Here is a 24,244-nt window from a genome sequence, read left to right as displayed (position 1 = left end):
ACGGCCACCCGGAACGATCAGCTCTCCGGCAGCAGGGGGCGGAGCCGATCGATCAGCGTCGCCGGGTCCTTCGCCCAGGCCAGCACGACCTCGTCGTCGGATAACCGCAGCGGGATCTCGCCGGTGCCCTTCGGCGTGGTGAAACCGCCACCGAGCACCCGCGCCCCCAACGGAGCCCCGACGTCGGTGATCGACGCGATCCGGGCCAGCCGCACGTCCTCGCGGCCCACGGTCAGCACCGACGGCGTCAGCCGCACCGCCAGCGCCCGGCGCCGGGCGTACACCCACAGCACCGCCGCCGCGGCGAGCACGCCCGCCAGCAGGATCCACACCGCCAGGTTCACCCCGCCCGCCGGCGTGACCAGTTCGACGATCAACCCGACCAGCGCGAAACCGGGACCCCACAGCACCGGCCACCAGGTCGAGCCGGGCTCGGCGTAGAGCACCGGTCCGGTCTCGGCTTCATCCATGCTCGCCGGTCACCCATTTCGTACTGGACGTCGTCCAACTGAACCAGGCCGCGGCGCCGCCGAGGACCAGCACGATCAGGTTGGCCGCGGAGAACGAGAATCCGCCGAGCACGATCACGAGCTGAACCGCGAATAACGCGCAGACCCCGATCCTGGCCCACGGCCTGCGCTTGCGGAGCAGCACCCCCGCCGCGACGTAACCGGTGGCGAAGACCACGGCCAGGGCGGTGTTGAGCAGCAGCCGGTCTAGCGTCACGGCCCCCGCCTGGTCGGGGGTCGCGACGTGGTTGGCGACGAGCTGGCGCTCCAGCTCGCCCCGGTCCGCCCAGGAGAACACCGTCTGCACGAGCAGGAACGCGGCCAGCGCAGCCCACAGCCCGATCGCCGCCTGCAACGAGCGGGGCGGTTCGGTCGATTCGGTCACCGCGCGAACCTCGACGACTGGAAGTACCGGTTCGACGCGGGCAGGTGCACGAGCACCAGGAACGCCACCATCGCCAGCAGGCCCACGGCGCTCTGCGCGTAGCCGAGGGCGACGATTCCCGCCGGGGTCGGGGTGTCCGCGGCGAGCGCGCCGGTCAGCCCCGGCTCACCGGTGATCAGCCCGCCCGCCGAGTACAGCGCCCAGAACGCGGCGAACACGGTGAGCACCACCCGCGCCCAGGTGCGCCCGGCCCGGAGCTTGAACCCGAACGTGATCCACAGCGCGGTCAGCACGACCTCGAACACGACGACGAACAGGAAGACCGCGAAGGAGATGCCCGCCATCAGGCCGACGACCTCCTGGTTGAGCGCCGGATCCCCGCTGTCCGAGCCGACCGTGCCGGTCAGGAAGCTCTGCGTGAGCATCGAGTTCACCGCGTACAACACGGTGACCAGCAGCGGAACCACGATCGCGATCCAGAACGCGCACTCGACGGCGACCGGCCGCGCCGGCTCCGCGAAATCGCGTTGGGAATGCGGATATCCGGTCTGCGGGAACCCGCCGGGCGGGGTCCCCCAGGGCGTCGCGCCCGGTGGCGGGGCTGACGGGTACGGCGGCGGCGATCCGCCCTGCTGCCAAGGGTCGCGCGGTGACGTCACCCCAGAACAGTAGAAATCCGGCAAGACCGCTGTCCACCGGCTCCGGGAAAACGAACCCCTCCGCGAGGCGCGGCACTCATCCGTGGCCGCTGAAGTAGTCCCGGGTGGACGCCACGTGCATGCACACCATCGTCGCCACCAAGGCCAACGCCTGCACGACCTCCAGCGAGGTCAGCAGCTGGCCGGGCGAGCGAGTGCCCACCAGCGACAGCAACGTCGAGACCGCCCACACGAACGCGACGATGGTCAGCGCCACCCGAGCCCAGCTCCGGCCGCGCCCCATGAACAGCACCAGCAGGCCCCACACCGCCGCCAGCAGCGCGTAGAGGGCGATCAGCCCGGTGGTCACGCCGTAGTACACGCCGCTGATGTCGCCGTCGTTCGGCAGGAACGAGTCGGCCTCCCCCATCGCTTGCACGATCAGGTCGTCGGTGGTGACCAGCCGTGCCCCGAGCATCACGAACGCGATCACCACGTCCGCGACGCCGAGCGCGCAGGCGATGGTCACCGCGCGGGGGCGCCCCGCGGACGACGGCTCGACCCACACCTGCCCGGGCGAACCGGTGAACGCGATCGGCCCGGTCCGGACCGGCGGTGGCGCGGCCTGCGGTTCGGCGCTCGCCGAGGAGCGCGGAGCACCGGTGAGCCTGCCGCCGGAGACCTGCGCGTCCGGAAGCCGGTACTCGCCGTCGCGGGAGCCGTGCGGCTCCCCCGCGGCGGAACCGGGTTGCGGCGAGCGGGTTTCCGGATCTTGCGAGGCTGTCACACCATCGAGGTTAGATCACGCGGCGCCACCGCCGCCGCCACGAACCGTCCGGACGCGGGGAAACAGCCGATTCAGCGGGCGAAGGAACCGCCCGGCGTCCCGGAGGACCGCGGCGGCCGGGGCCGCCTGGCTTCGCGGAAGAACCGGTTCGACTCCGGCAGGAACATCAGCACCAGGGCCGTCACCTCGACCGCCGTCACCAGCACGCCGAAGATCAGGTCCGAGGGCTCCACGCGCACCTGGGTCAGCCGCATCAGCTCCGCCTGCCCCAGCTGGGACATCAGCACCAGCGAGCCCAGCGTCCCGAACGCGCCGAAGCCGCCGAACACGGTCAGCACGACCCGCGCCCAGTTCCGGCCCTGCGTCATCCGGGTGGACAGCGAGACGTACAGCGCCAGCAACGCCAACAGGTACAGCAGGTTGAACGTGATCAGCCCGTTGATCTCGTCGTCGAGCTGCGTCTGCGACAAGTCCGGCAGCGCCGCCCGCAAGTCGGTCGACAACTGCCGCCGGTCGCTGAGCTGCACGTAGGCCCGCACCAGGCCGAGCAGCGCGGCGGCGATCCACAGCCACCGCGCCACGTTCAGCAGGCGCGGCAGCGGCGGCCGGTCCGCCGCCGGGTCGGAACCCGAACCGCCGACGCGGTCGGGGTGCTGCGGCGCCGTCACCTGATCCCCAAGCTCTCCCGGTACCACTGGGCGGCCTCGGTCGCCCAGTAGGTCAGCACGATGTCCGCGCCGGCCCTGCGGATCGACGTCAACGTCTCCTGCACGGTGCGGCGGCGGTCCAGCCAGCCGCGCGCCACGGCGGCCTCGACCATCGAGTACTCGCCGGACACCTGGTAGGCGGCCACCGGCACGTCGGACAGGCTCGCCACGTCCCGCAGCACGTCCAGGTAGGACATCGCGGGCTTCACCATCACCATGTCCGCGCCCTCGGCGAGGTCCAGGTCCGCCTCGCGCAGGCCTTCCCGGCCGTTGCCCGGATCCTGCTGGTAGGTGTTGCGGTCGCCGGACAGCTGCGAGTCGACCGCCTCCCGGAACGGGCCGAAGAACGCGGAGGCGTACTTCGCGGAGTAGGCGAGGATCGAGGTGTCCTCGAATCCGGTCACGTCCAGCGACTCCCGGATCACGCCGACCTGGCCGTCCATCATCCCGCTCGGCGCGATCACGTGGGCGCCCGCGTCGGCCTGCGCCACCGCCATCTCGGCGTAGACCTGCAGGGTTCGGTCGTTGTCCACGGCGCCGTTCTCGTCGAGCACGCCGCAGTGGCCGTGGTCGGTGAACTCGTCGAGGCAGGTGTCGGCCATCAGCACCGTCGCGTCCCCGACCTCGGCGGCCACGTCGCGCAGGCCCGCGTTGAGGATGCCGTCGGGGTCCACTGCGCCCGTGCCCGTCGGGTCGTGCTCGGCGGGCACGCCGAACAGCATCAGCCCGCCGACACCGGCGGCGACCGCTTCGGAGGCGGCGCGGCGCAGCGAGTCGCGGCTGTGGTGGAAGACGCCCGGCATGGAGGTGATCTCGACCGGTTCGGTCAGGCCCTCCCGCACGAACATCGGCAGCACCAGGTGCCGGGGCTCCAGGCTCGTTTCGGAGACCAGCCTGCGCACGGCGGCGGTGCGGCGCAGCCTGCGCGGGCGGTGCGACGGGTACATCGGCGAGCTCCCTCGCGGCGATGAGCGGCGGACCGCGGGCGGCCACCCGCTCGGGTTGATCTTCACGCGGACATCCGCGCGGATGTCCGTTTCCTCCCCCTGGTGAGCCTGCCAGGGCGGAGAACGACAGCGGCCCGGACCCCGTGGTGAACGAGATCCGGGCCACTCGGCTCAGCTGCGGCGCGCCCGCTTCGCCTTCTTCGGCGGCGGCAGCGCGCCCTCGGCGCGCAGTCGGGCCGCGTGCTCGGCCAGCGCGTCCACCAGCGCGGGGACCTGCGCCAGTTCCGGCTGCACGTCCACCCGCAGGCCGAACTCCTTGGCGGTCTCGGCCGTGTTCGGGCCGATGCAGGCCACCAGGGTCCGCGCGTGCGGCTTGCCCGCGATGCCGACCAGGTTCCGCACGGTCGACGAGGAGGTGAAGCACACCGCGTCGAACCCGCCGGTCTTGATCATCTCGCGGGTCTCGGCCGGCGGCGGCGCGGCCCGGACGGTCCGGTAGGCCGTGACGTCGTCGATCTCCCAGCCGCGTTCCCGCAGTCCGGCGGCCAGCGTCTCGGTGGCGATGTCCGCCCGCGGCAGCAGCACCCGGTCCACCGGGTCCAGGATGTCGTCGTGCGGCGGGAAGTCCTGCAGCAGGCCCTCGCTGGACTGGTCGCCCGAGGGCAGCAGCTCCGGCGTGATGCCGAACGAGCGCACCTTCTCCGCGGTGGACTCGCCCACGCAGGCGATCTTCACACCGGAGAACGCGCGGGCGTCCAGCCCGAACTCGCGGAACTTCTCCCACACGGCGCGCACCGCGTTGGTCGAGGTGAACACGACCCACTGGTAGCGGCCGTCGACCAGGCCCTTGACCGCGCGCTCCATCTGCGCGGGACTGCGCGGCGGCTCCACCGAGATCGTCGGCACCTCGTGCGAGACGGCGCCGTGCGACCAGAGCCGCTCGCTCATCGAACCGGCCTGCTCCTTGGTGCGCGGCACCAGGATCTTCCAGCCGTACAGCGCGCGGGACTCCCACCAGGACAGCCCGGACCGCTCCGCGGTGACCGAACCGATCGTCACCACCAGCTGGCCCTGCAGCTCACCCGCGTCGGCGGGCAGCGAGGCCAGCGTCGTGTCGATCGTGCGCTGCGAGACCGTGGTGCCCGAGGAGGTCACGGCGACCGGCGTCTGCGCGGTCAGGCCGTGCTCCATCAGCGCCGAAGCGGCCTCGGCGAGGTGGCTGCCGGTCGTGTGCAGCACCAGCGAACCCGGTGCGGTCGCCAGCGCCGCCCAGTTCACCTCGCCGCGCACGTCGACCTCGGTGTGACCGGCGCCGAGCGCGACACCCGCGTAGGCGGGCACCGCGCTGCCCGGCGAGACACCGGGCACCACGTCGAACGCCGCACCGGTCTGGGCGACCTCGCGGACCTCCCGGACCACGGCGTCCACCGTCAGCGGGTCACCGGCGACCAGCCGGACCACCGAACGGCCGGTACCGGCCTCGTCGGCCAGGTTCTGCGCGACCTCCGCGGGTTCCCCCACGGCGGGCCGCACCTCGGCACCGTCGGCGGCCAGCGCGACGACGTCGGCGGGCACATCAGGATCGGTCACCACCAGCGAAGCTGCGGTGAGCAAGTATCTCGCCCGAACGGTGAGCAGTCCCGCATCACCGGGGCCGGAGCCCACGAATGCGACCCGTCCTGGGCTCTTGCGTGTCATCAGGGCACTCCCCATCAACTACTACCGGGACCGCTGAGCAAAGCGTCCCTGGCATCGAGCAGCTCGGCGGCCAAGGCCAGGCCCAACTGCTCTGCGGCGGTCGTCTCACCAGTGGCGGAGGCGCGCACCAAACGATTCTCGTCGGTCGCCATGACCCCGCGAACGGACAGCCGCTGTGCCACGCTGCCGTCCTCGTCGAGGTCCTCCACCACCTCGGCCAGCGCGCCGATCGGCGCACTGCAGCCTGCCTCCAGCGCAGCCAACATGGCGCGCTCGGCGGCCACCGCGGCGCGGCTGGCCTGATCATCCAGAACGGACTGGAGCAGGTGCTCGGTGTCCACGTCGTCGACGCGGCATTCCACAGCCAGCGCGCCCTGAGCGGGCGCGGGCAGCATCTGGAGTGGATCGAGCGATTCCGTGATCACCGCGAGCCGGCCGACTCTGGCCAGCCCGGCGCGTGCGAGCACGACGGCGTCCAACTCACCGTCGGTCACCTTGCGCAGGCGGGTGTCCACGTTGCCGCGGATGCCGCGCACTTCCAGACCGAGGCCCAAGGCCTCCAGCTGGCTGGCGCGACGCGGCGAACCGGTTCCCACGAGGGATCCCGGAGGCAGTTCACCGAGCGTCAGACCGTCCCGCGCCACCAGCGCGTCCCGCGGGTCCTCCCGGACCGGGACGGCGGCCAGCGAGAGCCGGGGGTCTTGTTCGGTCGGCAGATCTTTGTAGGAGTGCACCGCGACGTCCACTTCGCCGTCGGCGAGGGCCTCGCGCAGCGCGGAGGTGAAGACACCGACGCCGATCTCGGCGATCGGGGCCATCGAGCGGTCACCCGGCGTCGACACCTCGACCAGCTGGGTCGGGTAGCCCGCGGCCTCCAGCTGCTCGGCGACCATGCCGCTCTGGGCCATCGCGAGCGCGCTACCGCGGGTGCCGATGCGCAGCGTCTTGTTCACCGGTCCTCACCATCCTGTTCAGCAGGCTCTTGGCCGTGCACGTCCCGCAGCAACGCCTGCGCGGAACGCGCGCCGGTCACCGGCACGTCCTCCGCGGAGCGGGGGGTGCGGATCGCGGTGGGCGCCTGCGAGTCCAATTCGAAGAGTTCCCGCAGCGCCTCGGCGTAACCGGAGCCGCCGGGAACGGCGGCCAGTTCCTTCACCCGCACCGTCGGCGCGTGCAGCAACTTGTCCACCACGCGGCGCACGGTGCGGGAAAGCTCGTCGCGCACCGCGCCGTCGAGCTCGGGCAGCCGGGAGTCCAGCCGCAGGAGTTCGGAGTCGACGACCTCGGCGGCGCGCTTGCGCAACGCCGTGACCGTCGGGGTGACTTCGGCGGAGCGCTGCGAGGCCAGGTATCCGCGCAGCTCGTCGGCGACGATCGCCGCGGCGCGCTCGGATTCGCTGCCACCGCGCTGCGCGGTCAGCCGGGCCTGCAACGTCTCCAGGTCGACCACGGCCACGCCGGGCAGCTCCGCCACCTCGGGCGCGGTGTCGCGCGGCAGGCCGAGGTCGCAGAACAGCAGCGGCTGCCCGGTGTCGGTCCGGTCCCGCAGGGCCTCGGCGACGACGTCCCGGGTGACGACGGCTCCGACCGCTCCGGTGCAGGTCACGACCAGGTCGGCGGCGGCGATCGCGGAGCTCAGCCCGGTCAGCTCGACGGTGCTCGACTCGATCCCCTCGGCGCGCAGCGACTCGGCGAGCCGGGCCCCGTTGGCGGCGGTGCGGTTCGCGATCGCGACGGAACCGATCCCGGCCCGGCGCAGCTGGGCGGCTGCTAATCCGCCCATGGAGCCCGCGCCGACCAGCAGCGCGCGCCGACCGGCCACGCCGCCCAGCACGGCTTCGGCGTCGGACAGCGCCTCCGACACGACGGAGGCACCGGCGGCGTCGATCTCTGTCTCGGCGTGCACCCGCTTGCCGACGCGCAGCGCCTGCTGCGCCAGCTCGTGCAGCGTGCGCCCCACGGTCCCGGCCTGGTCGGCGACGCCGTAGGCCTGCCGCAGCTGCCCGAGGATCTGCGCCTCGCCCACGACCATCGAGTCCAGCCCCGCCGCGACGGAGAACAGGTGCTCGACGGCGGCACCGGCGTAGTGCACGTAGAAGTGGTCGGCGAGCTCCGACACCTCGGCACCGGCCTGCCTGGCCAGCACCTCGGTCACGTCGCCCAGCCCGCCGTGGAAGGTCTCGGCGACCGCGTACACCTCGACGCGGTTGCAGGTGGAGACCAGGAAGACCTCGCTGATGTGCGGGCGGTCGAGCAGCTCGCCGAGGATCTTGTCGACGTCGTCGGCGCCGATCGCGACCCTCTCCAGCACCCGTACCGGGGCGCTCCGGTGGGAGAGCCCGACGGTGAGCAGGTTCACGGCCGAACCACCATCCCGTCCACATCACCGCGCTCCAGCGCGGACTTCGAGTTCCCGTTGCCGTTCACCCGGTCGCCCGGCGGGCCGACGTCCGCGGTGTTGCCGGCGATACCGGGCACCACCGCCGCCTCCTGATTGCGCCGAGCGACGTGGAACGACAAGATCTGCATCTCGACCGCCAGGTCGACCTTGCGGACCTCGACGTGCTCGGGGACCCGCAGGACGACCGGGGCGAAGTTCAGGATGCACACGACACCGCCTTCGACGAGGCGGTCGCAGACTTCCTGCGCCCCTTCGACCGGGGTGGCGATGACGCCGATGGTCACTTCCCGCTCGCGGCAGACTTCGACGATGTCGTCGACCGCGCTGACCGGGATGCCGCCGACCGGCACGTCCAGCAGGTCGGGGTCGAGGTCGAACAGCGCGGCCACCGGGAAACCGCGGTTGAGGAAACCGCCGTAGTTGGCGAGCGCGTGCCCCAGGTTACCGATGCCGACGACGGCGACGCGGTGCTTCTTGGTCAACCCCAGCGTCCGCTCGATCTGCCCGATCAGCACCGAGACCTCGTACCCCACGCCGCGCGTGCCGTACGAGCCGATGTAGGACAGGTCCTTGCGCAGCTTCGCGGAGTTCACCCCGGCGAAGGCGGCGAGTTCCTCGCTGGACACGGTGGTGGTGCCACGCTCGTCGAGGCCGGACAGCACCCGCAGGTACACCGCCAGGCGGGCGACGGCCGCCTCTGGAATGGCCCGCGCCCGCTCGCGTGCGGCGGGGACCGCGATCGATTCGGGTGACCCGGACGGGACGTTCGCCGGCTGCCCGGCCTCGTCCCGCTCGCCCTCTCCGTGGGCCGTCACTGGCTCTCCCTTGACCTGCCTTGGTGATGCTCGTCCGCCGCGCTCGCTGATCGAGCGGCGCACCGGCGTGGAACCAGGGTGCGAACCGCTGACCTCGATGACACGGCTCAGAGACCACCGTAGCCATTTGTGAAGACAGGCACAAAGTCCGTGCGCGACCGCCTCAGCGACCGCACGACCACCCGACACCATGATGTCGGATGCGCCCCTCGCGAACCAAAACGGCTGGTCAGAAGGATGACTTGGCGCGAATCCGGCACCGGTGGGCGATCAACGCGCGACTCCCGATGGCGGCGCGGCGGATCGCTCGGTGCGAAACGACACACCCGGCGCGACGATCGGCGCGCCAGGCGTTTCGGGGTAGGCCGCCCCGGCCGACCTGCGGATGCGGTCCGCCCCGACCGAACGGACGAAACGGGCTTCGTCCCGCGGTCAGCGGGCCAGCGCCGCGCGGAGGCGGTCGGGCTCGACCTTCCAGTACCCGTGCTCGACACCGTCGACGAGGATCACCGGCACCCGATCGCCGTACTCCGCGCGCTGCTCGGGGTCGGCGTCCACGTCCTCGGTCGACCAGGGCACGCCCAGCTCACCGCACACCTCGCGCACCTCGGCGAGCGCCACATCGCACAGGTGGCACTGCGCGCGCACCAGCAACGTGACCGCGTGCCCCGTTCCCGCGGACTCCGGCACTTCCGACCTCCTCGACCAGACCTCACCTCAAAGTACCGACCTCCGGAACTCTCCGGTGGCGGGACCGGGCGCGACCGCTCAGGGCGTGGGCGAGCGGAGGGTCCGGCGGGCGATCTTCCCGGTGGGCGAGTGCGGGAGCGTGCTCGCGAACACGACCTCGCCTGGGACCTTGAACTTCGCCAGCCGGGCGGCGCAGTGCGCGCGCACCTCCTCCGGAGTCAGCTCGGCGCCGGGTTCGGTGACGACGACTGCCTTGATCGCCTCGCCCTGCTCCTCGTCCGGCACGCCGACCACCGCCGACTCGCGCACCCCGGCGAGCTCGGCCAGCGCCACCTCGACCTCCCGCGGGTACACGTTGAACCCGTTCACGATGATCAGGTCGGTGGCCCGGTCCACCAGGTGCAGATCGCCGTCGCCGTCGAAGTAGCCGACGTCACCGGTGCGGAACCAGCCCTCGTCGTCCGGCCCGTGCGCGGCGTCGGGCCAGTAGCCGCGGAACAGGTTCGCGCCGCGCACCGCGACCCGGCCGGTGTCCCCGTCGGCCTCGTCCATCGGCGAACCGTCGGCGTCGACCAGCCGCAGCTGCACGCCCGGCAGCGCGCGGCCCACCGAACCCGGCTTGGCCCGCTCACTGGCGAGCGTCGTGGTCACCACCGGCCCGGTCTCGGTGAGCCCGTAGCCCTCGAACACGTCCAGCCCCGTCGCCGACCGCACCGCCGCGGCCACGTCGGCGCCCAGCGGGGCCGCACCGGAGGTCAGCAGCCGAACCGTGGACATGCCCTCGCGCAGCCGGTCCGGCAACGTGCGCAGCCACGCCCGGTACATCGGCGGCACCCCCACGACGCAGGTCACCCGGTGCCGGGCGATCGTCGCCAGCGACTCCTCGGCGTCGAAGTGCGGCAGCAGCACGGCGGTGGCTCCCACGGCCGCGACCTGCAACATGCCGGGCCCGAGGCCGAACGCGTGGTACATCGGCAGCGCCAGCAGCACCCGGTCGGCGGCGTTGACCGGCATCGGGCGCAGCCGCGCGCACTGGCGCACGTTCGCCAGCAGCGCGGAGTGCGGCAGCATCGCGCCGCGCGCGGGTCCCGAGGTGCCGGAGGTGTAGCAGAGCACGGCGAGGTCGGCGGGGGCCTGCGGCAGCGGGAGGTCGGCCCGCTCGGATCCCGTCGGTGGATCCAGCCGGGGGACGCCGAAGTCCTCGTCCGGTTCCGAGTCGTCGCCGCGCACGGTGATCAGCAACCGGGCTCCGCTGTCGTCGAGCACCCGGCGCAGTTCCGGTCCGGGCGCCGTCGGTGGCAGCGGGACGGCGGTGGCACCGATCCGGAACACCGCGAACAGCGCGATGCAGAACTCGAAACCCGTCGACAGCGCCAGCGCGACGCGGTCGCCGGGGCGCACGCCCTCGTCCAGCAGCCGCCGGCCGAAACCGGTGACGGCGGCGTCGAGTTCGGACCAGTTCATCTCGTGACCGGCGATGTCGATGAGCGCGGGGTGGTCGGGCCCGCGCTCGGCGGCGGCCCGCACGAGATCCGCCAGGTTCACGTCGGAGTTCGCGGCACCGGACTCGCCGGTGACCTGGGGTGGGCACGCATCGGTCGACATGGGCGTACCTCCATCGCCGTGCCTGCGGAGCCGTCCGCGGCGCCCCCGCAGTGTCGCAAAGGGTGTTCGACATCACCCAACCGTGCGGTGGGGCGCTGAGGCAACCGCGATGAATCCGAGACCCCGAAGCACTACCTACTTATGAGTAACAACACGTATGCTCCGGCGACGCAGACCGAATCATCACGTTGCACCAGACCAGCACGCCCCCGGTGACCCGCAGGCCACAGGCGCCACCACAGCCGGGTCGCCACCACGGCAGGAGGTCGGTCGAGACAATGCTCACCAGCACGTTGCCCGCCCCGGTCCACTCGGCCCACCACCGGCACGCGCACCTCCCGGACCGTCCGCCCGGCCGGGCCGCCCAACAGCACCAGCAAGCACCGCTGCGGCACCCCGAACCCGCCGAGCGGCGGCCGGAGGCCGAGTCGACGACGCCGCAGCCGGTGGCCGAACCCGCGCCGGGCGAGAACTGGCGGCACGTCAGCGCCGCCCAGAACGGCGACACCGACGCCTTCGGCAAGCTCTACGACGAGTACGCCCACGTGGTCTACCGCTACGTGCTGTTCCGCGTCAGCGACCACTGCCTCGCCGAGGACATCACCAGCGAGACCTTCCTGCGCGCGCTGCGCCGGATCGCGACCGTCAGCTACCAGGGGCGCGACGTCGCCGCCTGGTTCATCACCATCGCCAAGAACCTGGTCCTGGACCACGTGAAGTCCAGCCGCGCCCGGCTGGAAGTGCCCATCCCCGAGCTCACCGACTCCCAGCACCGGCCGCAGGCCCAGTGCGGCCCGGAACAGCACGTCCTCGACGCCGCCACCCAGCAGGAACTGCTGCGCTGCGTCCGGCAGCTCAACCCCGACCAGCGCGAATGCATCAAGCTCCGGTTCATGCAGGGCCTGTCGGTGACCGAGACGGCGCAGCGCATGCACCGCGGCGAAGGCGCCATCAAAGCCCTGCAGCACCGCGCGGTGCGGCGGCTGGCCCAGCTGTTGCCCGACGATGTGCGATGACCCCCGCGATCACGATCATGTTCCGTCCAGGCTCGTCGGCGTGGACCGCGCCAACGCGCCGAGAGGGAGCCTCTAAGCTGGAAGCCTGCTGAACCGGGTCGTCGCACCACTGGAAACGGCCCGCTCAGCGCCCTGGGGATCCAGGACCGACCCGAGCAAGGACTCATCCAGCCGGAGCAAGACCGGGAGGCGCGGCGGTGCCGACAAGCAGGGACCCAGGCCACGACGGCCCAGAGCACCACGTCCCTGAACACGACGTGCCCGGCACCCCGGCCGAAACCGACCTGGCGGACGGTTCGTTCGACAGCGCGAAGGTGGCGGGCCGGGCCTCCGCCGAGGCGGCCGTGGCCGGCGCCGAACCCGGCGGCTCGCTCACCGCACCGCCCGATCTGACCGCGGCGGCGTTCTTCGACGTGGACAACACGATGATGATGGGCGCCTCGCTGTTCCACTTCGCCCGCGGCATGGCTGCCCGCAAGTTCTTCACCGCCTCCGACCTGGCCGGATTCGCCTGGCAGCAGCTGAAGTTCCGCGTCGGGGGCCGGGAGAACGCCGACGACGTGCAGGCCAGCCGCGAGCAGGCGCTGTCGTTCGTGGCCGGGCGCAAGGTCGCCGAACTCGTCGAGCTCAGCGAGGAGATCTACGACGAGCTGATGTCCGACCGGATCTGGGCGGGCACCCGCGCGCTCGCGCAGATGCACCTCGACGCCGGACAACGGGTGTGGCTGGTGACCGCCACCCCCGTGGAACTGGCGCAGATCATCGCCCGGCGGCTGGGCCTGACCGGGGCGCTGGGCACCGTCGCCGGGCACGCCGACGGCCTCTACACCGGCAGGCTCGTCGGCGAGATGCTGCACGGCCGGGCGAAGGCGCACGCCGTGCGCGCGCTCGCCGCCAGCGAAGGCCTCGACCTGCGCCGCTGCACGGCCTACTCGGACTCGGCCAACGACGTGCCGATGCTCTCCGCCGTGGGCACGGCGGTGGCCGTGAACCCGGACCAGCGGCTGCGCGACATCGCGCGCTCCCGGGGCTGGGAGATCCGCGACTTCCGCACCGGCCGCAAAGCCGCCCGCATCGGCGCCCAGTCCATGCTCGGCGCGAGCGCCGTCGCGGGCGCGATAGCCGCAGGCCTCGCCTACCGCCGCCGCGACCGCTCCTGATCTCCACGACGCCGGGCGCTTGGAGGTCCGTTCAGAAAGATCTTCTGGTTCGCAGTCCTGTCAGCGGCGAAGCCGCTGAGCAGCGACCACCACGCCCGCCGGCACCGCCGCGGGTTCTCAGCGGCTTCCTGGCGAGGACGGCTTTTTCCCTCGTGGCAGAGCCACTCGGGAAAAAGATCCCGCAGCGGGGAAACGCTGAGGTTCCGCCACCCGGACACCCGAGCAACAGGAGTTGACAGGCCCCCTCAGCCCAGGAAGACGTTCTGCCTCCTGGACAGGAGCCGGTAGAGGGTCTGCTGGATGATCTCGCGGACCTGGTCGCTGAGGCTGAACACGACCATGGGGTCGTCCGCCGCACCCTCCTCGAAGGCGGCCGTCTCGATCGGCTCGCCGAACTCGATGTACCACTTCGAGGGCAGCGGAACCACGCCCAGCGGGCCGAAGTGCGGGAACAGCGGGGTCACCGGGAAGTACGGCACGCCCAGCAGCCTGGCCAGCGGGCGGATGTCGGCGAGCTTCGGGTAGATCTCCTCCGCGCCGACGATCGAGCAGGGGACGATGGGCACGCCGGTGCGCATGGCGGCGGAGACGAAACCGCCCCGGCCGAACCGCTGCAGCTTGTACCGGTCGCGGTAGGGCTTGCCGATGCCCTTGAAGCCCTCCGGCCACACGCCCACCAGCTCACCGGCCCGCAGCAACCGTTCCGCGTCGGGATTGCAGGCGAGGGTGTGGCCGGCCTTGCGCGCGAGGGAGCTGACCATCGGCAGCCGGAACACGAGGTCCGCGCCGAGCATCCGCAGGTGCCTGCCCGGATCGTGGTGGTCGCGCAGCGCCACCGTCGTCATCAGCGCGTCCAGCGGCAACGTCCCGGAGTGGTTCGCGACCACCAGCGCCCCCGAATCGGGGACGTTCTCCAACCCGGTGGCCTCCACCCGGAACCACTTCTCGTACAGCGGTCGCAGCGGCGGCACCACGAGGTGGTCGGTGAGGTCCTCGTCGAAGCCGAACTCGTCGACCTTGTAGTCGCCGAGCAGCCTGCGGCGGGCGAAGGCCAGCGCGTCGGCCACGGCGTCCTCCCAGCCCCCGGCACCGTCCTCGGGCGCGGGGACGGACTCCGGCAGCGGGGCCGCGCCGCGCCGCGCGCCACCTCCCGTCCGCTGATCCGCCGGGTGCAGCGGGATCACTCGGGCGTCCGCCATCTGGCCTCCCATCACCGCAGTCGGGCGAGCAGGTCACCGACGCCGCGTTCCCACGCCGTGACGCGGTCCGGGTCGATCACCGGGTGCAGGTCGCGTCCGCGCACGAAGTCGTCGAACGCTTGTTGCGTGGTCCAGCGCGGGGTGAACCCGAAGCGCTCGCGCAGCTTCGTGGTGTCCACGACCCGGCCGAAGTTCAGGAACCGCATCTGCTCCGGGGAGAAGTCGACGAGCCGAGCGCCGCGGAAGAACCGGCTCATCGCGGGCACGCCGAGCCGCGGCACCGGGACGGCCACCCGCCCGGCGCGCCGGATCGCCTGGGACAGCATCAGCACGCCGTCGCCGCCTGCGTTGAACACGCCGGGCAGGGCGTGGGTCGTCGCCTTCTCCAGCACGGCCAGCGCGTCCTCGGAGTGCAGCAGCTGCATTCGGGCGTCGTAGCCGAGCACCGTCGGCACCAGCGGCAGCGCGAAGTAGCGGGTGAGGTCGGCGTCGATGCGCGGCCCGATGAGGTGGGTGAAGCGCAGCGTCGTGATGTCCACGTCCGGTCGCCGCCTGCCGAACCCGCGCACGTAGCCCTCGATCTCACCGGCGTCCTTGGCGTAGCCGGAGGACGGCAGATCCTTGGGTTCCATGTCCTCGCAGAACACGGCGGGGTCGCGCGGGCTGGCGCCGTAGACGGCCGTCGTCGACTTGATCACCATCCGGCGCAGCTCCGGGGCCTTCTGGCAGGCCGCCAGCAGCTGCATGGTGCCGATGACGTTGATCTCCTTCATCGCCGCGCGCCCCTCGGGGCCGGACTGGGAGTTGACGGCCGCGTGCACCACGGTGTCCACCGCGGCACCGGCGATCACCTTGGAGATCAGCGGGTTGCGGATGTCGGCGCGCACGAACTCGGTGCGCCCCATCCGGCGGCGCAGGTCGGGACGCGGCGGCGCCGTGTCCACGCCCAGCACGCGTTCGATGTCGGGGTTCGCGGCGAGCCGCGCGGCGAGGTGCCCGCCCAGGAAACTGCTGACACCCGTCACGAGCACGACGTTCGGCACCATGGTTCTCCCCGAGAGTCCGGCCGGAGGGTGATCGCTTGCATCCGCGCGCCGACGGCCGGCCGCGACCGCGAAACACGAGCTCCGTTCGCGATGCTACCCAGCCCAGGCGATGGTCCCGGTTACGCGCGAGGAAACGCGGCGGGGTCCTCGTGCACCCCACCAGCGGCCGATCCGCCGGGCAACCCGAACCGGCCCGGACCACCTGGACAGGGGTGCCAAAGCAACCGCCGCCGACCCGAGTGGCCGGCGGCGGCGAAGGCGCGAGACCCGAGACTCTGGTCTCGCACCGCGCGGGCGGAGCCGGAGTCCGGCAGTTCCCTTACTTGCCCAACTTACGACGCTGGACGCGGGTCCTGCGCAGAAGCTTGCGGTGCTTCTTCTTGGACATGCGCTTGCGGCGCTTCTTGATGACCGAGCCCATGCGGAATCCTTCGCTGTCGGCGTTGGTACGAATGTCATTTCGTGCCGGTGCTGCCCCTGTGGCGCACCGCCGGTGAGCGCACCGGCATCAAGCACGACCGATGCCGCAGCCTACCCGCCCACCGGTGCGCCCCTGACGACGTGGTCCTCCCCAGCGGTCCGGGAGCCTCCGGACGGGCGGTGCCACGTCCGGAGGCGGACGGCGATTTTCCCGCTATGACGCCGGAACGCGGCCCTCAGCCCGCGTTGTAGTAGGCGTTCTCCAGGTAGGCGTGCACGTCGTTCTCCGCCACGCGGAACGAACGTCCCACCCGAGCGGCTGGGAGATCGCCGGCGTGCACGAGCCGGTAGACGGTCATCTTCGACACCCGCATCAACCTGGCCACTTCGGCCACGGTGAGGAACTGCACCTGCCCGACCTGCGGAGGTGCTTGCTGGGTGGGTTCCGAGTTCGCAGACATGCTTCACCGAGTCCTTCGACACGTGACGCGCCGTCGGCTTCCCCTCCGACGGACTCCACACGCACGTGCTCTGTCGAGAGTAGCGGGACGCCTGGGAATCCTGCGATGCACGAACGTCCCGGTTTCAGGAGTTTCCGCCTGTCAGGACGCCTGCACCACATCTCGAAACCCCCCGATGAAGCCAACCCGGCCACCGGGCTTCGCGGTCAGTCGTGGGCGCTGCCCAGCTCGACGGAGCGGTCCCTGGCGGCCTCGATCGCGTCGATGAGGGCCGCCCGCACGCCGTGCTTCTCCAGCTCCCGGATACCGGCGATGGTGGTGCCCGCGGGCGAGGTCACGGCCTCGCGCAGGATCACCGGGTGCCCCTCCGAACCGTCGCGCAGCATGGTCGCCGCGCCCACGGCGGACTGCACGATCAGGTCGGCCGCGGTGGCGCGCGGGATGCCCAGCAGGATGCCCGCGTCGATCATGGCCTCGACCAGGTAGAAGAAGTAGGCGGGACCGGAACCGGACAGCGCGGTCACCGCGTCCTGCTGGGACTCCGGGACCCGGACGACCTGGCCGACGCTGCTGAGCAGCTCCTCCACCAGCGCCAGGTGCTTCTCGTCGGCGTGCGAACCGGCCGAGATGGCGCTCATCGCCTCGCCGACCACCATCGGCGTGTTCGGCATGACCCGGACCACCGGGGTGCCCGCGGCGAAGCGGCGCTCGTAGAGCTTCGTCGGCAGCCCCGCGCACAGCGACACGACCAGCGTGCTCGGTTCCAGCAGCGGCGCCACCTCGTCCAGCAGCGGCTCGATGTCCTGCGGCTTGACCGCGACGATCAGCACGTCGGCGCGCCGCACCGCGGCGTCGATCTCGACGTGCTCGATGCCGTACTTGTCGGTGAGTTCGGCGGCCCGCTCCGGGTGGCGTTCGGTGAAAAGCAGGTCGGCCGGGTTCCGACCGGCGTGCAGGAGACCCGACAGCAGGGACTCACCGATCTTGCCCGCGCCCAGTACGGCAATGGAATTCATGCGAATCAGGGTGCCAGAACGTCGCGTTCGGACCCTCCCCAGGCGTCACCTGCGCGGTTAGTGTGTCCGCAGCCACGACACCGCCGTTGATGGAGCGCCCGAGCGCTCGGACTTGGAGGTCCGATCCCGATGCTGAGCACGATGCACGACGGCCCGCTGTCGATCGCCAGGATCCTGGAACACGGCAGCACCACCCACGGAGCCTCGGAGGTGGTGACGTGGACCGGGGAGCAGGCCCGCCGCCGCAGCTACGCCGAGGTCGGCCGCCGCACGGCTCAGCTCGCCCACGGGCTCCGCGAGCTGGGCGTCACCGGTGACCAGCGCGTCGCCACGTTCATGTGGAACAACGCCGAGCACCTGGAGATCTACCTGGCGGCCCCGTCGATGGGCGCGGTGCTGCACACCCTCAACATCCGGTTGTTCCCCGAGCAGATCAGCTACATCGCCGATCACGCCGAGGACCACGTGGTGATCGTCGACGCGAGCCTGCTGCCGCTGTTCCAGAAGATCCTCCCGAACCTGAGCACCGTGCGCCACGTCGTCGTCAACGGCGGCGACCCGGCGTCCTTGCAGGCTCCGGAGGGCGTGCGGGTGCACGACTACGAGCAGCTGCTGCGCGGACGCCCGGAGACCTTCGACTGGCCCGAGCTGGACGAACGCAGCGCGGCGGCGATGTGCTACACCTCCGGCACCACCGGCAATCCGAAGGGCGTCGTCTACTCGCACCGCTCGATCTGGCTGCACTCGATGCAGGTGTGCATGTCGGACGGGATGGCGCTGGCGCAGGCGGATCGCGGGCTGGCCGTGGTGCCGATGTTCCACGCGATGTCCTGGGGCATGCCGTACGCGGCCATGATGGCCGGCGCGTCGCTGATCATGCCGGACCGGTTCCTGCAGCCGGAGCCGCTGGTCCGGATGATCACCTCGCTGCACCCGACGATGGCCGCGGCCGTGCCGACGATCTGGCAGGGCGTGCTGGGCCACCTCGACCAGGATCCGCAGGACATCTCCTCGCTGCGCGAGGTCGTGGTGGGCGGCTCGGCGTGCCCGCCGTCGCTGATGCGGACCTTCCAGGAGCGCTACGGCATCCCCGTGCTGCACGCGTGGGGCATGACCGAGACCTCGCCGCTGGGCAGCGTCGCCCGGCCACCCGCCTCGGCGACCGGCGAGCAGCAGTGGCCGTACCGCGAGTCGCAGGGCCGGTTGTCCTCGGCCGTGCAGGCGCGGCTGATCGACGACGACGGCAACGAACTCCCGTGGGACGGCAAGAGCGTCGGCGAGCTGGAGGTGCGCGGCCCGTGGGTCGCGTCGTCCTACTACAACAACGACGACCCCGAGAAGTTCCGCGACGGCTGGCTGCGCACCGAGGACGTGGGCACGCTGTCGGCGGACGGGTTCCTGCGGCTCACCGACCGCGCCAAGGACGTGATCAAGTCCGGCGGGGAGTGGATCTCCTCGGTGGAGCTGGAGAACCACCTGGTGGCGCACCCCGCCGTCGCCGAGGCGATGGTCGTGGGCGTGCCGGACGAGAAGTGGGACGAGCGACCGCTGGCCGCCGTGGTGCTGCACGAGGGCGCGCAAGCGGGCGTGGCGGAGCTGCGCGAGTTCCTGATCGGCCGGGTCGCGAAGTGGCAGCTGCCGGAGCACTGGACCTTCATCGACGAAGCGCCGAAGACCAGCGTCGGCAAGTACGACAAGAAGCGACTCCGCAAACAGCACGCCGACGGAGACCTCGACGTCGAGCAGGCGAAGTGACGTCGGCTCGTTCTGCTCTGGTGTCCCAGTAGCGGAACCTCAGCGGCTTCCTCGCTGCGGGATCACTTTTTCGAGCGGCTCCGCCACGCGCAAAATTGCTGTCCTCGCGAGGAAGCCGCTGAGAACCCGCCGGTGAGCGGCTTCTCGACGTGGGCTATGCGCTTCGCGCATCCAGGCACGGCTTCGCCGCGAGGCAGGCACGGCTTCGCCCGCCCTTCGCGGCTTCGCCGCTTCCGAAATCACGACTCGGCCGGGCGGCCGGCGTGGGTCACTCCGCTGGGGTCTCGTCCGGCTCTTCCGCGGGGGCGTTGTCGGTGATGGACTTCTCCTTGCCGCGTTCGGCGTTGGAGAAGGTGCCCTGCACGTCGGCGAGGTGCTCGGTCACCAGGTGCGCCAGGTGCAGCGAACGGTCGTACGCCGCGCCCTGCACCGTCGGCTGGGCCGCGGAGGCCCACTTCTCCTGCGCCCCGCACAGGTTGCACACCTGTCCGCCGCCCGAGTGCTTGAAGTCGAGCTGGATGGGGTGGATGCGCACGGTCGGCACGGCTGGTCTCCCTACGGTCGGCGGTCGTTCGGCCGGAGTCGCCACCCTAACCCCGGCCGCCGCCCGGAACGGGCAGGCCGCGCACGGCCCGCCCGCGTCCTCACTTCGCGCTCAGCGCCAGTTGCCGCGCCTGGCACACCAATCGGCCGGTGGAGTCGATGACGAGGGTGTCCTCGTCGAACCACGGGCCGTGCACCGCCTTGGACTCCACCACGAGGCGGAACCAGCCGTTCGCGGGCCGAGCCCGCAGCAACGCCGTGAGCTGCACCGTCGGCGACCAGCCGAAGCGGCCCAGGTTGAACGTGACGGGCATCGTCAGGTCCCCGGCGATGAGCCCGAACAGCAGGTCCGGCTGCCCCTGGTGCGGGCGCGCCCACATCCGCAGCCGCAGCGGTTCGCTGGTGCTGCCGCGCAAAAAACCGGCTCCGCGCGGATCGAGCCGCATGTCGCAGGCCCGCGCGAGCCCGTTCGGCCCGCCCGCTTCGGAGCTGCCGAGGTCGACCGCGTCCGGTGGCGGGTTCACCGGCATGTCCGGCAGGTCCGACCAGGTGGGCGGCTCGTCGGGGATCTCGCCGAGGGTGAGGGTGGCGTCCACGCACACCTGCCCGGCCTGCTCCAGCACCGCCCGGACGACGGTGACGGTCCGGCCCGCCTTGAGGCGTTCGGTGCGCAGCAGCACCGGCCCCACCTTCGGCGAGCGCAGGTACTGGGCGCTGACCGACAGCGGGTCCAGCGAGGTGTCGCCGACGGCGGCGCGGCTGAGCAGCGCCAGCAGGTAGCCACCGTGCGGGCGGTCGCCGACCGCCCAGTCCTGGTGCAGATCGGCGACGAAGGTGCCGTCGCCCAGCGGGCGCACGGCGAGGGTGTCGAGGAAAGGGGTGTCGTTCACGCGCGACCCGCGCAGTGCCGGCGTCGCTCATGAGCGAGCGAGGCGCGCATCGTACTCATGCCATGATCCTACGTACCCGTTTCGAAGTTGATCACGGGCCGGTACCGGGTTCGCCCGCCTGCGGCCTACCAGGCGCTTGCAGGTGCAATCGGGCGTACACCAGCGACTCCGCCAGCAGTGCGGCGCGTTCCTGCTGGTTGCGGGCCTTCCGGCTGTTCACCTCCAGCACGACCGACCCCGCGAAGCCATCCGCGGCCAACAGCTCGCAGACCTGCGCGCACGGCTGGGTGCCGCGCCCCGGCACGAGATGTTCATCACGGGGCGCTCCGGTGCCGTCCGCCAGGTGGACGTGCGCGAGCCGGTCCTGCATCCGCTTGTACAGCTCCACCGCGTCCACGTGCGCGGCGGCGGCGTGCGACAGGTCCAGCGTGTAGTTGCGGTAGCCGACCTCCGTCGGGTCGGGCGAAGGCGTGAACGCCGACAACCCGCTCGCCCGGCCGCCGCGCAGCCGGTTGAGCCTGTTGGGCGGGCGGATCGGGAACATGTTCTCCACCGCGACCCGGATGCCGCTGGTCTCCTCCAGCTCGCCGACCAGGTCGCCGAAACCCTCGGCGTACCGGCGCTGCCAGCGGAACGGGGGGTGCACCACCACCGTCGAGGCGCCCAGATCGCTCGCGGCCACCACCGCGCGACGCAGCCGCTCCTCCGGCTCCGGCGACCACACCCGCTGCGTGATCAGCAGGCAGGGCGCGTGCACCGCCAGGATCGGCACCCCGTGCTCCTGCGAGAGCCGGCGCAGCGCGCCGACGTCCTGGCTCACCGCGTCCGCCCAGACCATCACCTCGACCCCGTCGAAGCCCAGGTCGGCCGCCATCTCGAACGCGGCCCGCGCGGGCTGCGGCCACACCGATGCGCTGGAGAGCCCGACCGGGATGTCGGGACGGCTCGGCTCGGTCGTCGTATGCGGTTGCGGTGTCATGTCCTGCCCCAGCGTGTCGCGGCCCCACCACCTGGTGTCACCCCGGCGGGCCCGGCTGCGGACCCGCGCGACGAAACCGGCCTCAATGCCCGATCAGCAGCAGCGCGGCCGGTGACACGGTGCAGATCAGCCCGACCAGCACCGCGAGCAGGATCGTCTGCAGATCGTCGGTGCGCAAGAACTTCCGCGCGACGAACACCAGCGCGCCCGTGATCACCAAGGCGGCGACCAGCGCCGCGATCGGGATCGCGGTCCACAGCCAGCGGAACGCGAACCACACCGCGCCTCCGCAGATCAGCCCGGCACCGCCCTGCAGCGCCAGCACCAGCCACTCCTTGCCGGTGGTCTGCTCCGGTTCCTCGTCGGCGTCGTCGGCCCGGTAGTCGTCGGCGTCCAACCCGGCGGGCAGCGCGGCGTCGTAGTCGTCGTAGTCGTCATCGGCGTCGTAGCCGTCCCGGCGGTACCGGGTGGCCTCGCTGCCCTCGGCGTAGTCCTCGTAGACCGCTTCATCGGGGTAGTCGCCACCGGAGCGGTCGTAGTCCTCGTAGTCGTCGAAGTCGTACGGGTCGTCGGAGCGCTGCGGCGCTTCGGCGGTTCCGGGGTAGGCCATCATCGCGGTGCCCTCGGCCCCGGCGCTCTTGGCTTCGGCCTCCACCCTCGGCAACTGCTCGGTGGCGCCCTCGATGGGCACCGACCTAGTCGGCTGCTCGGGCGGCGGGCCCGCGGGAGCGCGTTTGGGCAGCGCGGGCTGCTGGACGGTCATCTCCGCGTCCGAAGGCCCGGCCTCGGGCTCGTGCGGAGCGGTCGCGCGCGGCGGCGCCCCGGCGGCGGCGAAGCGGCGAGCCCAGAAGCCGGAGCCCTGATCGGGGTCGGCGACGTCGTCCTCGGGCGGCGCGGCTTCCGCGGCGGGAGCCGGGCCGGCGGGCGGTCCCGGCGCGGCCGGCGGAACCGGCCCGGCGGGAGCGGGCGGCGGACCGGCGGCGGGCGGAGCAGCGGTCGGCTGCGGTCCGGTGCGCGGCGGTCCGGGCGGTGGCCCGGCGGGGTGCGGCCCGGACGGCGGGCCGCCGTACTGCGGCGCTGCCGGGGGAGCGGCGGGCGGCCCGGCGGCGGGCGGAGCCGGGGCTTGCGGCCCCGTGGCGCCGTGCGGTGCCTGCGGACGTCCCGGAGCGGGCGGGGCGGTCCCCCCGGCCTGGCCGGAACCGGTGTCCTCGGCTTCGTCCGGCTTGATCGCGCGCATGGTGCCGCTGTCCGAGAGCACCCGTTCGATGATCGCCTGCGGGGCGGTTTCGCTCGGGTCCTCGGCGCGCCTGCGTCGCCTGTGCGCGTTCTTCTGGGAGCCGCCGCCGTACTCGGCGAGCAGCTCCGCGACAGTGCGCTGGCTCGGGTGCTCGGACCCGCTGTCCCGACTCATCGATTCCACCGTGCCCCGTAGTGGGCTTGCCGTCCAGTTCCCCGATCCGCATCCGACCCGTTCGCGGAGGGCTCCGCGTCGAACGACCCGAGCTCTAGGCGGGTCCGCATGGCAGTGTGGTCCTCTCCGTTGGCGTGGTCCAGCCGCCTGAGGATGACTCCTTCCCGCAGCGCCCACGGGCAGATGTCCAGTTCGCTGACCCCCAGCGCCCGCATCACCGCCTCCGCGACCAGCGCTCCGCTGACGAGCTGGTGGGAGCGCGCGCTGCTGACCCCGTCCAGCCCGGCCAGGTCGGCCGCGGACATCCGGGTGATGAACGCCAGCAGCTGCCGCAGGCCGGTCTCGGTGAGGGTGCGCGGCACGCGCGGGCCCGCCGACGCGGGCGCCGAGCCGGTCAGCCGCGCCAGCGAGCGGAAGGTCTTGGAGGTGGCGACGGCACGATCGGGTTTGCCGATCTTGCGGAACCGCTTCGCCGTCGGCGCCAGCTGCTCGTCCAGCCACTCCCGCACTTCGCCCACCTGGCGTCGGCTCGGCGGGTCCTGCGGCAGCCGGGTCCGGGCCAGCCGTCCGGCGCCCAGCGGCAGCGAGGCCGCCAGGTCGGGCTGCTCGTCGATGCCGATGGCCATCTCCAGCGAGCCGCCGCCGATGTCGAGCAGCAGCAACCTGCCCGCGGACCAGCCGTACCAGCGGCGCGCGGCCAGGAACGTCAGCCGCGCCTCCTGCTCGCCGGAGAGCACGCGCAGGTCCACGCCCGTCTCGTCCCGCACGCGGGCGAGCACGTCGGTGGCGTTGTCGGCTTCGCGGATCGCGGACGTGGCGAAGGCCATCAGGTCTTCGCAGCCCGCCTGCTCGGCGGCCTGCTTCACCTCGGCCACGGTGCCGACGAGCTCATCGGCGTCGTCGTCGCCGAGGCGCCTGTCGGCGCCGATCCGCTCGGCCAGCCGCAGCACGGTCTTCTCCGATGTCATCGGGGTCGGATGGGCACCACGGTGCGCGTCCACCACGAGCAGGTGGACGGTGTTGGATCCGACGTCGAGCACCCCTAGGCGCATGTCCGACAACGTTACCGGCCGCAACCACACCCCCGAGCCGGGTGGGGGCCACGAACCGGTGCGAACCGGGCCACACCACCGCCACCCCCACGTCCCGGCCCGAAGCGCCCCTCG

Annotated in this window: 25 protein-coding genes; 3 read left to right on the top strand and 22 right to left on the bottom strand. The window is 72.0% G+C overall.

The window, feature by feature from the left end; all coding sequences use genetic code 11:
* Positions 1–17 precede the first annotated feature (17 nt).
* The 12 genes from mce1N to OOZ19_RS01305 all read right to left on the bottom strand — a co-directional run bounded on the left by mce1N (position 18) and on the right by OOZ19_RS01305 (position 11,182).
* The gene (gene mce1N, locus OOZ19_RS01360; RefSeq protein WP_266087304.1) at positions 18–470 is read right to left on the bottom strand and encodes a transport-regulating membrane protein Mce1N; all 453 of its coding nucleotides are present in this window, start codon (positions 468–470) and stop codon (positions 18–20) included.
* Positions 463–894 (bottom strand): hypothetical protein, encoded by a 432-nt coding sequence (locus OOZ19_RS01355; protein ID WP_266087302.1) that lies wholly within the window; start codon positions 892–894, stop codon positions 463–465. The genes mce1N and OOZ19_RS01355 overlap by 8 nt, the downstream gene beginning before the upstream one ends.
* Positions 891–1,553: a hypothetical protein gene (locus tag OOZ19_RS01350; protein ID WP_266087300.1), complete on the bottom strand. Its 663-nt coding sequence runs from the start codon at positions 1,551–1,553 to the stop codon at positions 891–893. The genes OOZ19_RS01355 and OOZ19_RS01350 overlap by 4 nt, the downstream gene beginning before the upstream one ends.
* A gap of 76 nt (positions 1,554–1,629) precedes the next feature.
* A complete protein-coding gene (locus tag OOZ19_RS01345) occupies positions 1,630–2,319 on the bottom strand; it encodes a hypothetical protein (protein ID WP_266087298.1) in 690 nt (229 codons plus the stop codon).
* 71 nt (positions 2,320–2,390) lie between these two features.
* Entirely contained in the window at positions 2,391–2,987 is a 597-nt protein-coding gene (locus OOZ19_RS01340; RefSeq protein WP_266087297.1) for a hypothetical protein, read from the bottom strand.
* Positions 2,984–3,973: a porphobilinogen synthase gene (gene hemB / locus OOZ19_RS01335; RefSeq protein ID WP_266087295.1), complete on the bottom strand. Its 990-nt coding sequence runs from the start codon at positions 3,971–3,973 to the stop codon at positions 2,984–2,986. The genes OOZ19_RS01340 and hemB overlap by 4 nt, the downstream gene beginning before the upstream one ends.
* Before the next feature lie 171 nt (positions 3,974–4,144).
* Positions 4,145–5,671 carry a bifunctional uroporphyrinogen-III C-methyltransferase/uroporphyrinogen-III synthase gene (locus OOZ19_RS01330; protein WP_266087293.1) on the bottom strand — a complete coding sequence of 509 codons (1,527 nt, stop codon included), beginning with the start codon at positions 5,669–5,671 and terminating at the stop codon, positions 4,145–4,147.
* Positions 5,672–5,685: 14 nt separating this feature from the next.
* Complete coding sequence (hemC, locus tag OOZ19_RS01325) at positions 5,686–6,624, bottom strand: hydroxymethylbilane synthase (protein ID WP_266087291.1); 939 nt, start codon at positions 6,622–6,624, stop codon at positions 5,686–5,688.
* Positions 6,621–8,030 (bottom strand): glutamyl-tRNA reductase, encoded by a 1,410-nt coding sequence (locus tag OOZ19_RS01320; RefSeq protein WP_266087267.1) that lies wholly within the window; start codon positions 8,028–8,030, stop codon positions 6,621–6,623. The genes hemC and OOZ19_RS01320 overlap by 4 nt, the downstream gene beginning before the upstream one ends.
* Positions 8,027–8,812, bottom strand: coding sequence for a redox-sensing transcriptional repressor Rex (locus OOZ19_RS01315; protein ID WP_266087748.1), 786 nt, complete (start codon positions 8,810–8,812; stop codon positions 8,027–8,029). Before OOZ19_RS01315 ends, OOZ19_RS01320 begins: the two co-directional genes overlap by 4 nt.
* A gap of 507 nt (positions 8,813–9,319) precedes the next feature.
* A complete protein-coding gene (locus OOZ19_RS01310; protein WP_266087265.1) occupies positions 9,320–9,577 on the bottom strand; it encodes a glutaredoxin family protein in 258 nt (85 codons plus the stop codon).
* Positions 9,578–9,655: 78 nt separating this feature from the next.
* The gene (locus tag OOZ19_RS01305) at positions 9,656–11,182 is read right to left on the bottom strand and encodes a class I adenylate-forming enzyme family protein (protein ID WP_266087263.1); all 1,527 of its coding nucleotides are present in this window, start codon (positions 11,180–11,182) and stop codon (positions 9,656–9,658) included.
* Between the two features lie 278 nt (positions 11,183–11,460).
* Between OOZ19_RS01305 and OOZ19_RS01300 the strand changes: the two genes are divergently transcribed.
* The gene (locus OOZ19_RS01300) at positions 11,461–12,198 is read left to right on the top strand and encodes a sigma-70 family RNA polymerase sigma factor (RefSeq protein WP_266087261.1); all 738 of its coding nucleotides are present in this window, start codon (positions 11,461–11,463) and stop codon (positions 12,196–12,198) included.
* A 257-nt stretch (positions 12,199–12,455) separates the two neighbouring features.
* The gene (locus OOZ19_RS01295; RefSeq protein ID WP_416309382.1) at positions 12,456–13,358 is read left to right on the top strand and encodes an HAD family hydrolase; all 903 of its coding nucleotides are present in this window, start codon (positions 12,456–12,458) and stop codon (positions 13,356–13,358) included.
* Between the two features lie 245 nt (positions 13,359–13,603).
* Here the strand turns inward: OOZ19_RS01295 and OOZ19_RS01290 are convergent, their stop codons facing one another.
* The 5 genes from OOZ19_RS01290 to proC form a co-directional block, all read right to left on the bottom strand.
* Positions 13,604–14,557, bottom strand: a complete 954-nt coding sequence (locus OOZ19_RS01290; RefSeq protein WP_266087259.1) for a lysophospholipid acyltransferase family protein — start codon at positions 14,555–14,557, stop codon at positions 13,604–13,606.
* An 11-nt stretch (positions 14,558–14,568) separates the two neighbouring features.
* Positions 14,569–15,603, bottom strand: coding sequence for an NAD-dependent epimerase/dehydratase family protein (locus OOZ19_RS01285; RefSeq protein ID WP_266087257.1), 1,035 nt, complete (start codon positions 15,601–15,603; stop codon positions 14,569–14,571).
* A gap of 319 nt (positions 15,604–15,922) precedes the next feature.
* Positions 15,923–16,024, bottom strand: coding sequence for a 30S ribosomal protein bS22 (locus tag OOZ19_RS01280; RefSeq protein WP_003402602.1), 102 nt, complete (start codon positions 16,022–16,024; stop codon positions 15,923–15,925).
* A 235-nt stretch (positions 16,025–16,259) separates the two neighbouring features.
* Positions 16,260–16,484 (bottom strand): helix-turn-helix domain-containing protein, encoded by a 225-nt coding sequence (locus OOZ19_RS01275; protein WP_266087252.1) that lies wholly within the window; start codon positions 16,482–16,484, stop codon positions 16,260–16,262.
* 206 nt (positions 16,485–16,690) lie between these two features.
* On the bottom strand, positions 16,691–17,500 hold the full coding sequence (gene proC, locus OOZ19_RS01270; protein WP_266087250.1) for a pyrroline-5-carboxylate reductase: 810 nt from the start codon (positions 17,498–17,500) through the stop codon (positions 16,691–16,693).
* Positions 17,501–17,629: 129 nt separating this feature from the next.
* Here proC and OOZ19_RS01265 point away from each other — a divergent pair, with 129 nt between their 5' ends.
* Positions 17,630–19,255, top strand: a complete 1,626-nt coding sequence (locus tag OOZ19_RS01265) for a long-chain fatty acid--CoA ligase (RefSeq protein WP_266087248.1) — start codon at positions 17,630–17,632, stop codon at positions 19,253–19,255.
* 268 nt (positions 19,256–19,523) lie between these two features.
* Here the strand turns inward: OOZ19_RS01265 and OOZ19_RS01260 are convergent, their stop codons facing one another.
* The 5 genes from OOZ19_RS01260 to OOZ19_RS01240 form a co-directional block, all read right to left on the bottom strand.
* Positions 19,524–19,799 carry a hypothetical protein gene (locus tag OOZ19_RS01260; protein WP_266087247.1) on the bottom strand — a complete coding sequence of 92 codons (276 nt, stop codon included), beginning with the start codon at positions 19,797–19,799 and terminating at the stop codon, positions 19,524–19,526.
* Between the two features lie 100 nt (positions 19,800–19,899).
* Positions 19,900–20,688, bottom strand: a complete 789-nt coding sequence (locus OOZ19_RS01255) for a thioesterase family protein (protein WP_266087245.1) — start codon at positions 20,686–20,688, stop codon at positions 19,900–19,902.
* 91 nt (positions 20,689–20,779) lie between these two features.
* A complete protein-coding gene (locus OOZ19_RS01250; RefSeq protein WP_266087243.1) occupies positions 20,780–21,667 on the bottom strand; it encodes a sugar phosphate isomerase/epimerase family protein in 888 nt (295 codons plus the stop codon).
* A gap of 82 nt (positions 21,668–21,749) precedes the next feature.
* A complete protein-coding gene (locus OOZ19_RS01245; protein ID WP_266087241.1) occupies positions 21,750–23,078 on the bottom strand; it encodes an Rv0497 family membrane protein in 1,329 nt (442 codons plus the stop codon).
* The gene (locus OOZ19_RS01240) at positions 23,075–24,130 is read right to left on the bottom strand and encodes a Ppx/GppA family phosphatase (protein ID WP_266087239.1); all 1,056 of its coding nucleotides are present in this window, start codon (positions 24,128–24,130) and stop codon (positions 23,075–23,077) included. The genes OOZ19_RS01245 and OOZ19_RS01240 overlap by 4 nt, the downstream gene beginning before the upstream one ends.
* Positions 24,131–24,244 lie beyond the last annotated feature (114 nt).

Origin of the sequence: Saccharopolyspora sp. NFXS83 (assembly GCF_026241095.1) — a bacterium.
Lineage (GTDB): Bacteria > Actinomycetota > Actinomycetes > Mycobacteriales > Pseudonocardiaceae > Saccharopolyspora_C.
The sequence above is the reverse complement of the archived record's forward strand: the minus strand, read 5'-3'. Positions and strand labels throughout refer to the sequence as shown.

Coding starts and splice junctions, on each gene's coding strand:
- mce1N (WP_266087304.1), bottom strand. CDS start 470: ATGGATGAAGCCGAGACCGGACCGGTGCTCTACGCCGAGCCCGGCTCG.
- hemB (WP_266087295.1), bottom strand. CDS start 3,973: ATGTACCCGTCGCACCGCCCGCGCAGGCTGCGCCGCACCGCCGCCGTG.
- OOZ19_RS01330 (WP_266087293.1), bottom strand. CDS start 5,671: ATGACACGCAAGAGCCCAGGACGGGTCGCATTCGTGGGCTCCGGCCCC.
- OOZ19_RS01305 (WP_266087263.1), bottom strand. CDS start 11,182: ATGTCGACCGATGCGTGCCCACCCCAGGTCACCGGCGAGTCCGGTGCC.
- OOZ19_RS01300 (WP_266087261.1), top strand. CDS start 11,461: ATGCTCACCAGCACGTTGCCCGCCCCGGTCCACTCGGCCCACCACCGG.
- OOZ19_RS01290 (WP_266087259.1), bottom strand. CDS start 14,557: ATGGCGGACGCCCGAGTGATCCCGCTGCACCCGGCGGATCAGCGGACG.
- OOZ19_RS01285 (WP_266087257.1), bottom strand. CDS start 15,603: ATGGTGCCGAACGTCGTGCTCGTGACGGGTGTCAGCAGTTTCCTGGGC.
- OOZ19_RS01280 (WP_003402602.1), bottom strand. CDS start 16,024: ATGGGCTCGGTCATCAAGAAGCGCCGCAAGCGCATGTCCAAGAAGAAG.
- OOZ19_RS01275 (WP_266087252.1), bottom strand. CDS start 16,484: ATGTCTGCGAACTCGGAACCCACCCAGCAAGCACCTCCGCAGGTCGGG.
- proC (WP_266087250.1), bottom strand. CDS start 17,500: ATGAATTCCATTGCCGTACTGGGCGCGGGCAAGATCGGTGAGTCCCTG.
- OOZ19_RS01265 (WP_266087248.1), top strand. CDS start 17,630: ATGCTGAGCACGATGCACGACGGCCCGCTGTCGATCGCCAGGATCCTG.
- OOZ19_RS01250 (WP_266087243.1), bottom strand. CDS start 21,667: ATGACACCGCAACCGCATACGACGACCGAGCCGAGCCGTCCCGACATC.
- OOZ19_RS01245 (WP_266087241.1), bottom strand. CDS start 23,078: ATGAGTCGGGACAGCGGGTCCGAGCACCCGAGCCAGCGCACTGTCGCG.
- OOZ19_RS01240 (WP_266087239.1), bottom strand. CDS start 24,130: ATGCGCCTAGGGGTGCTCGACGTCGGATCCAACACCGTCCACCTGCTC.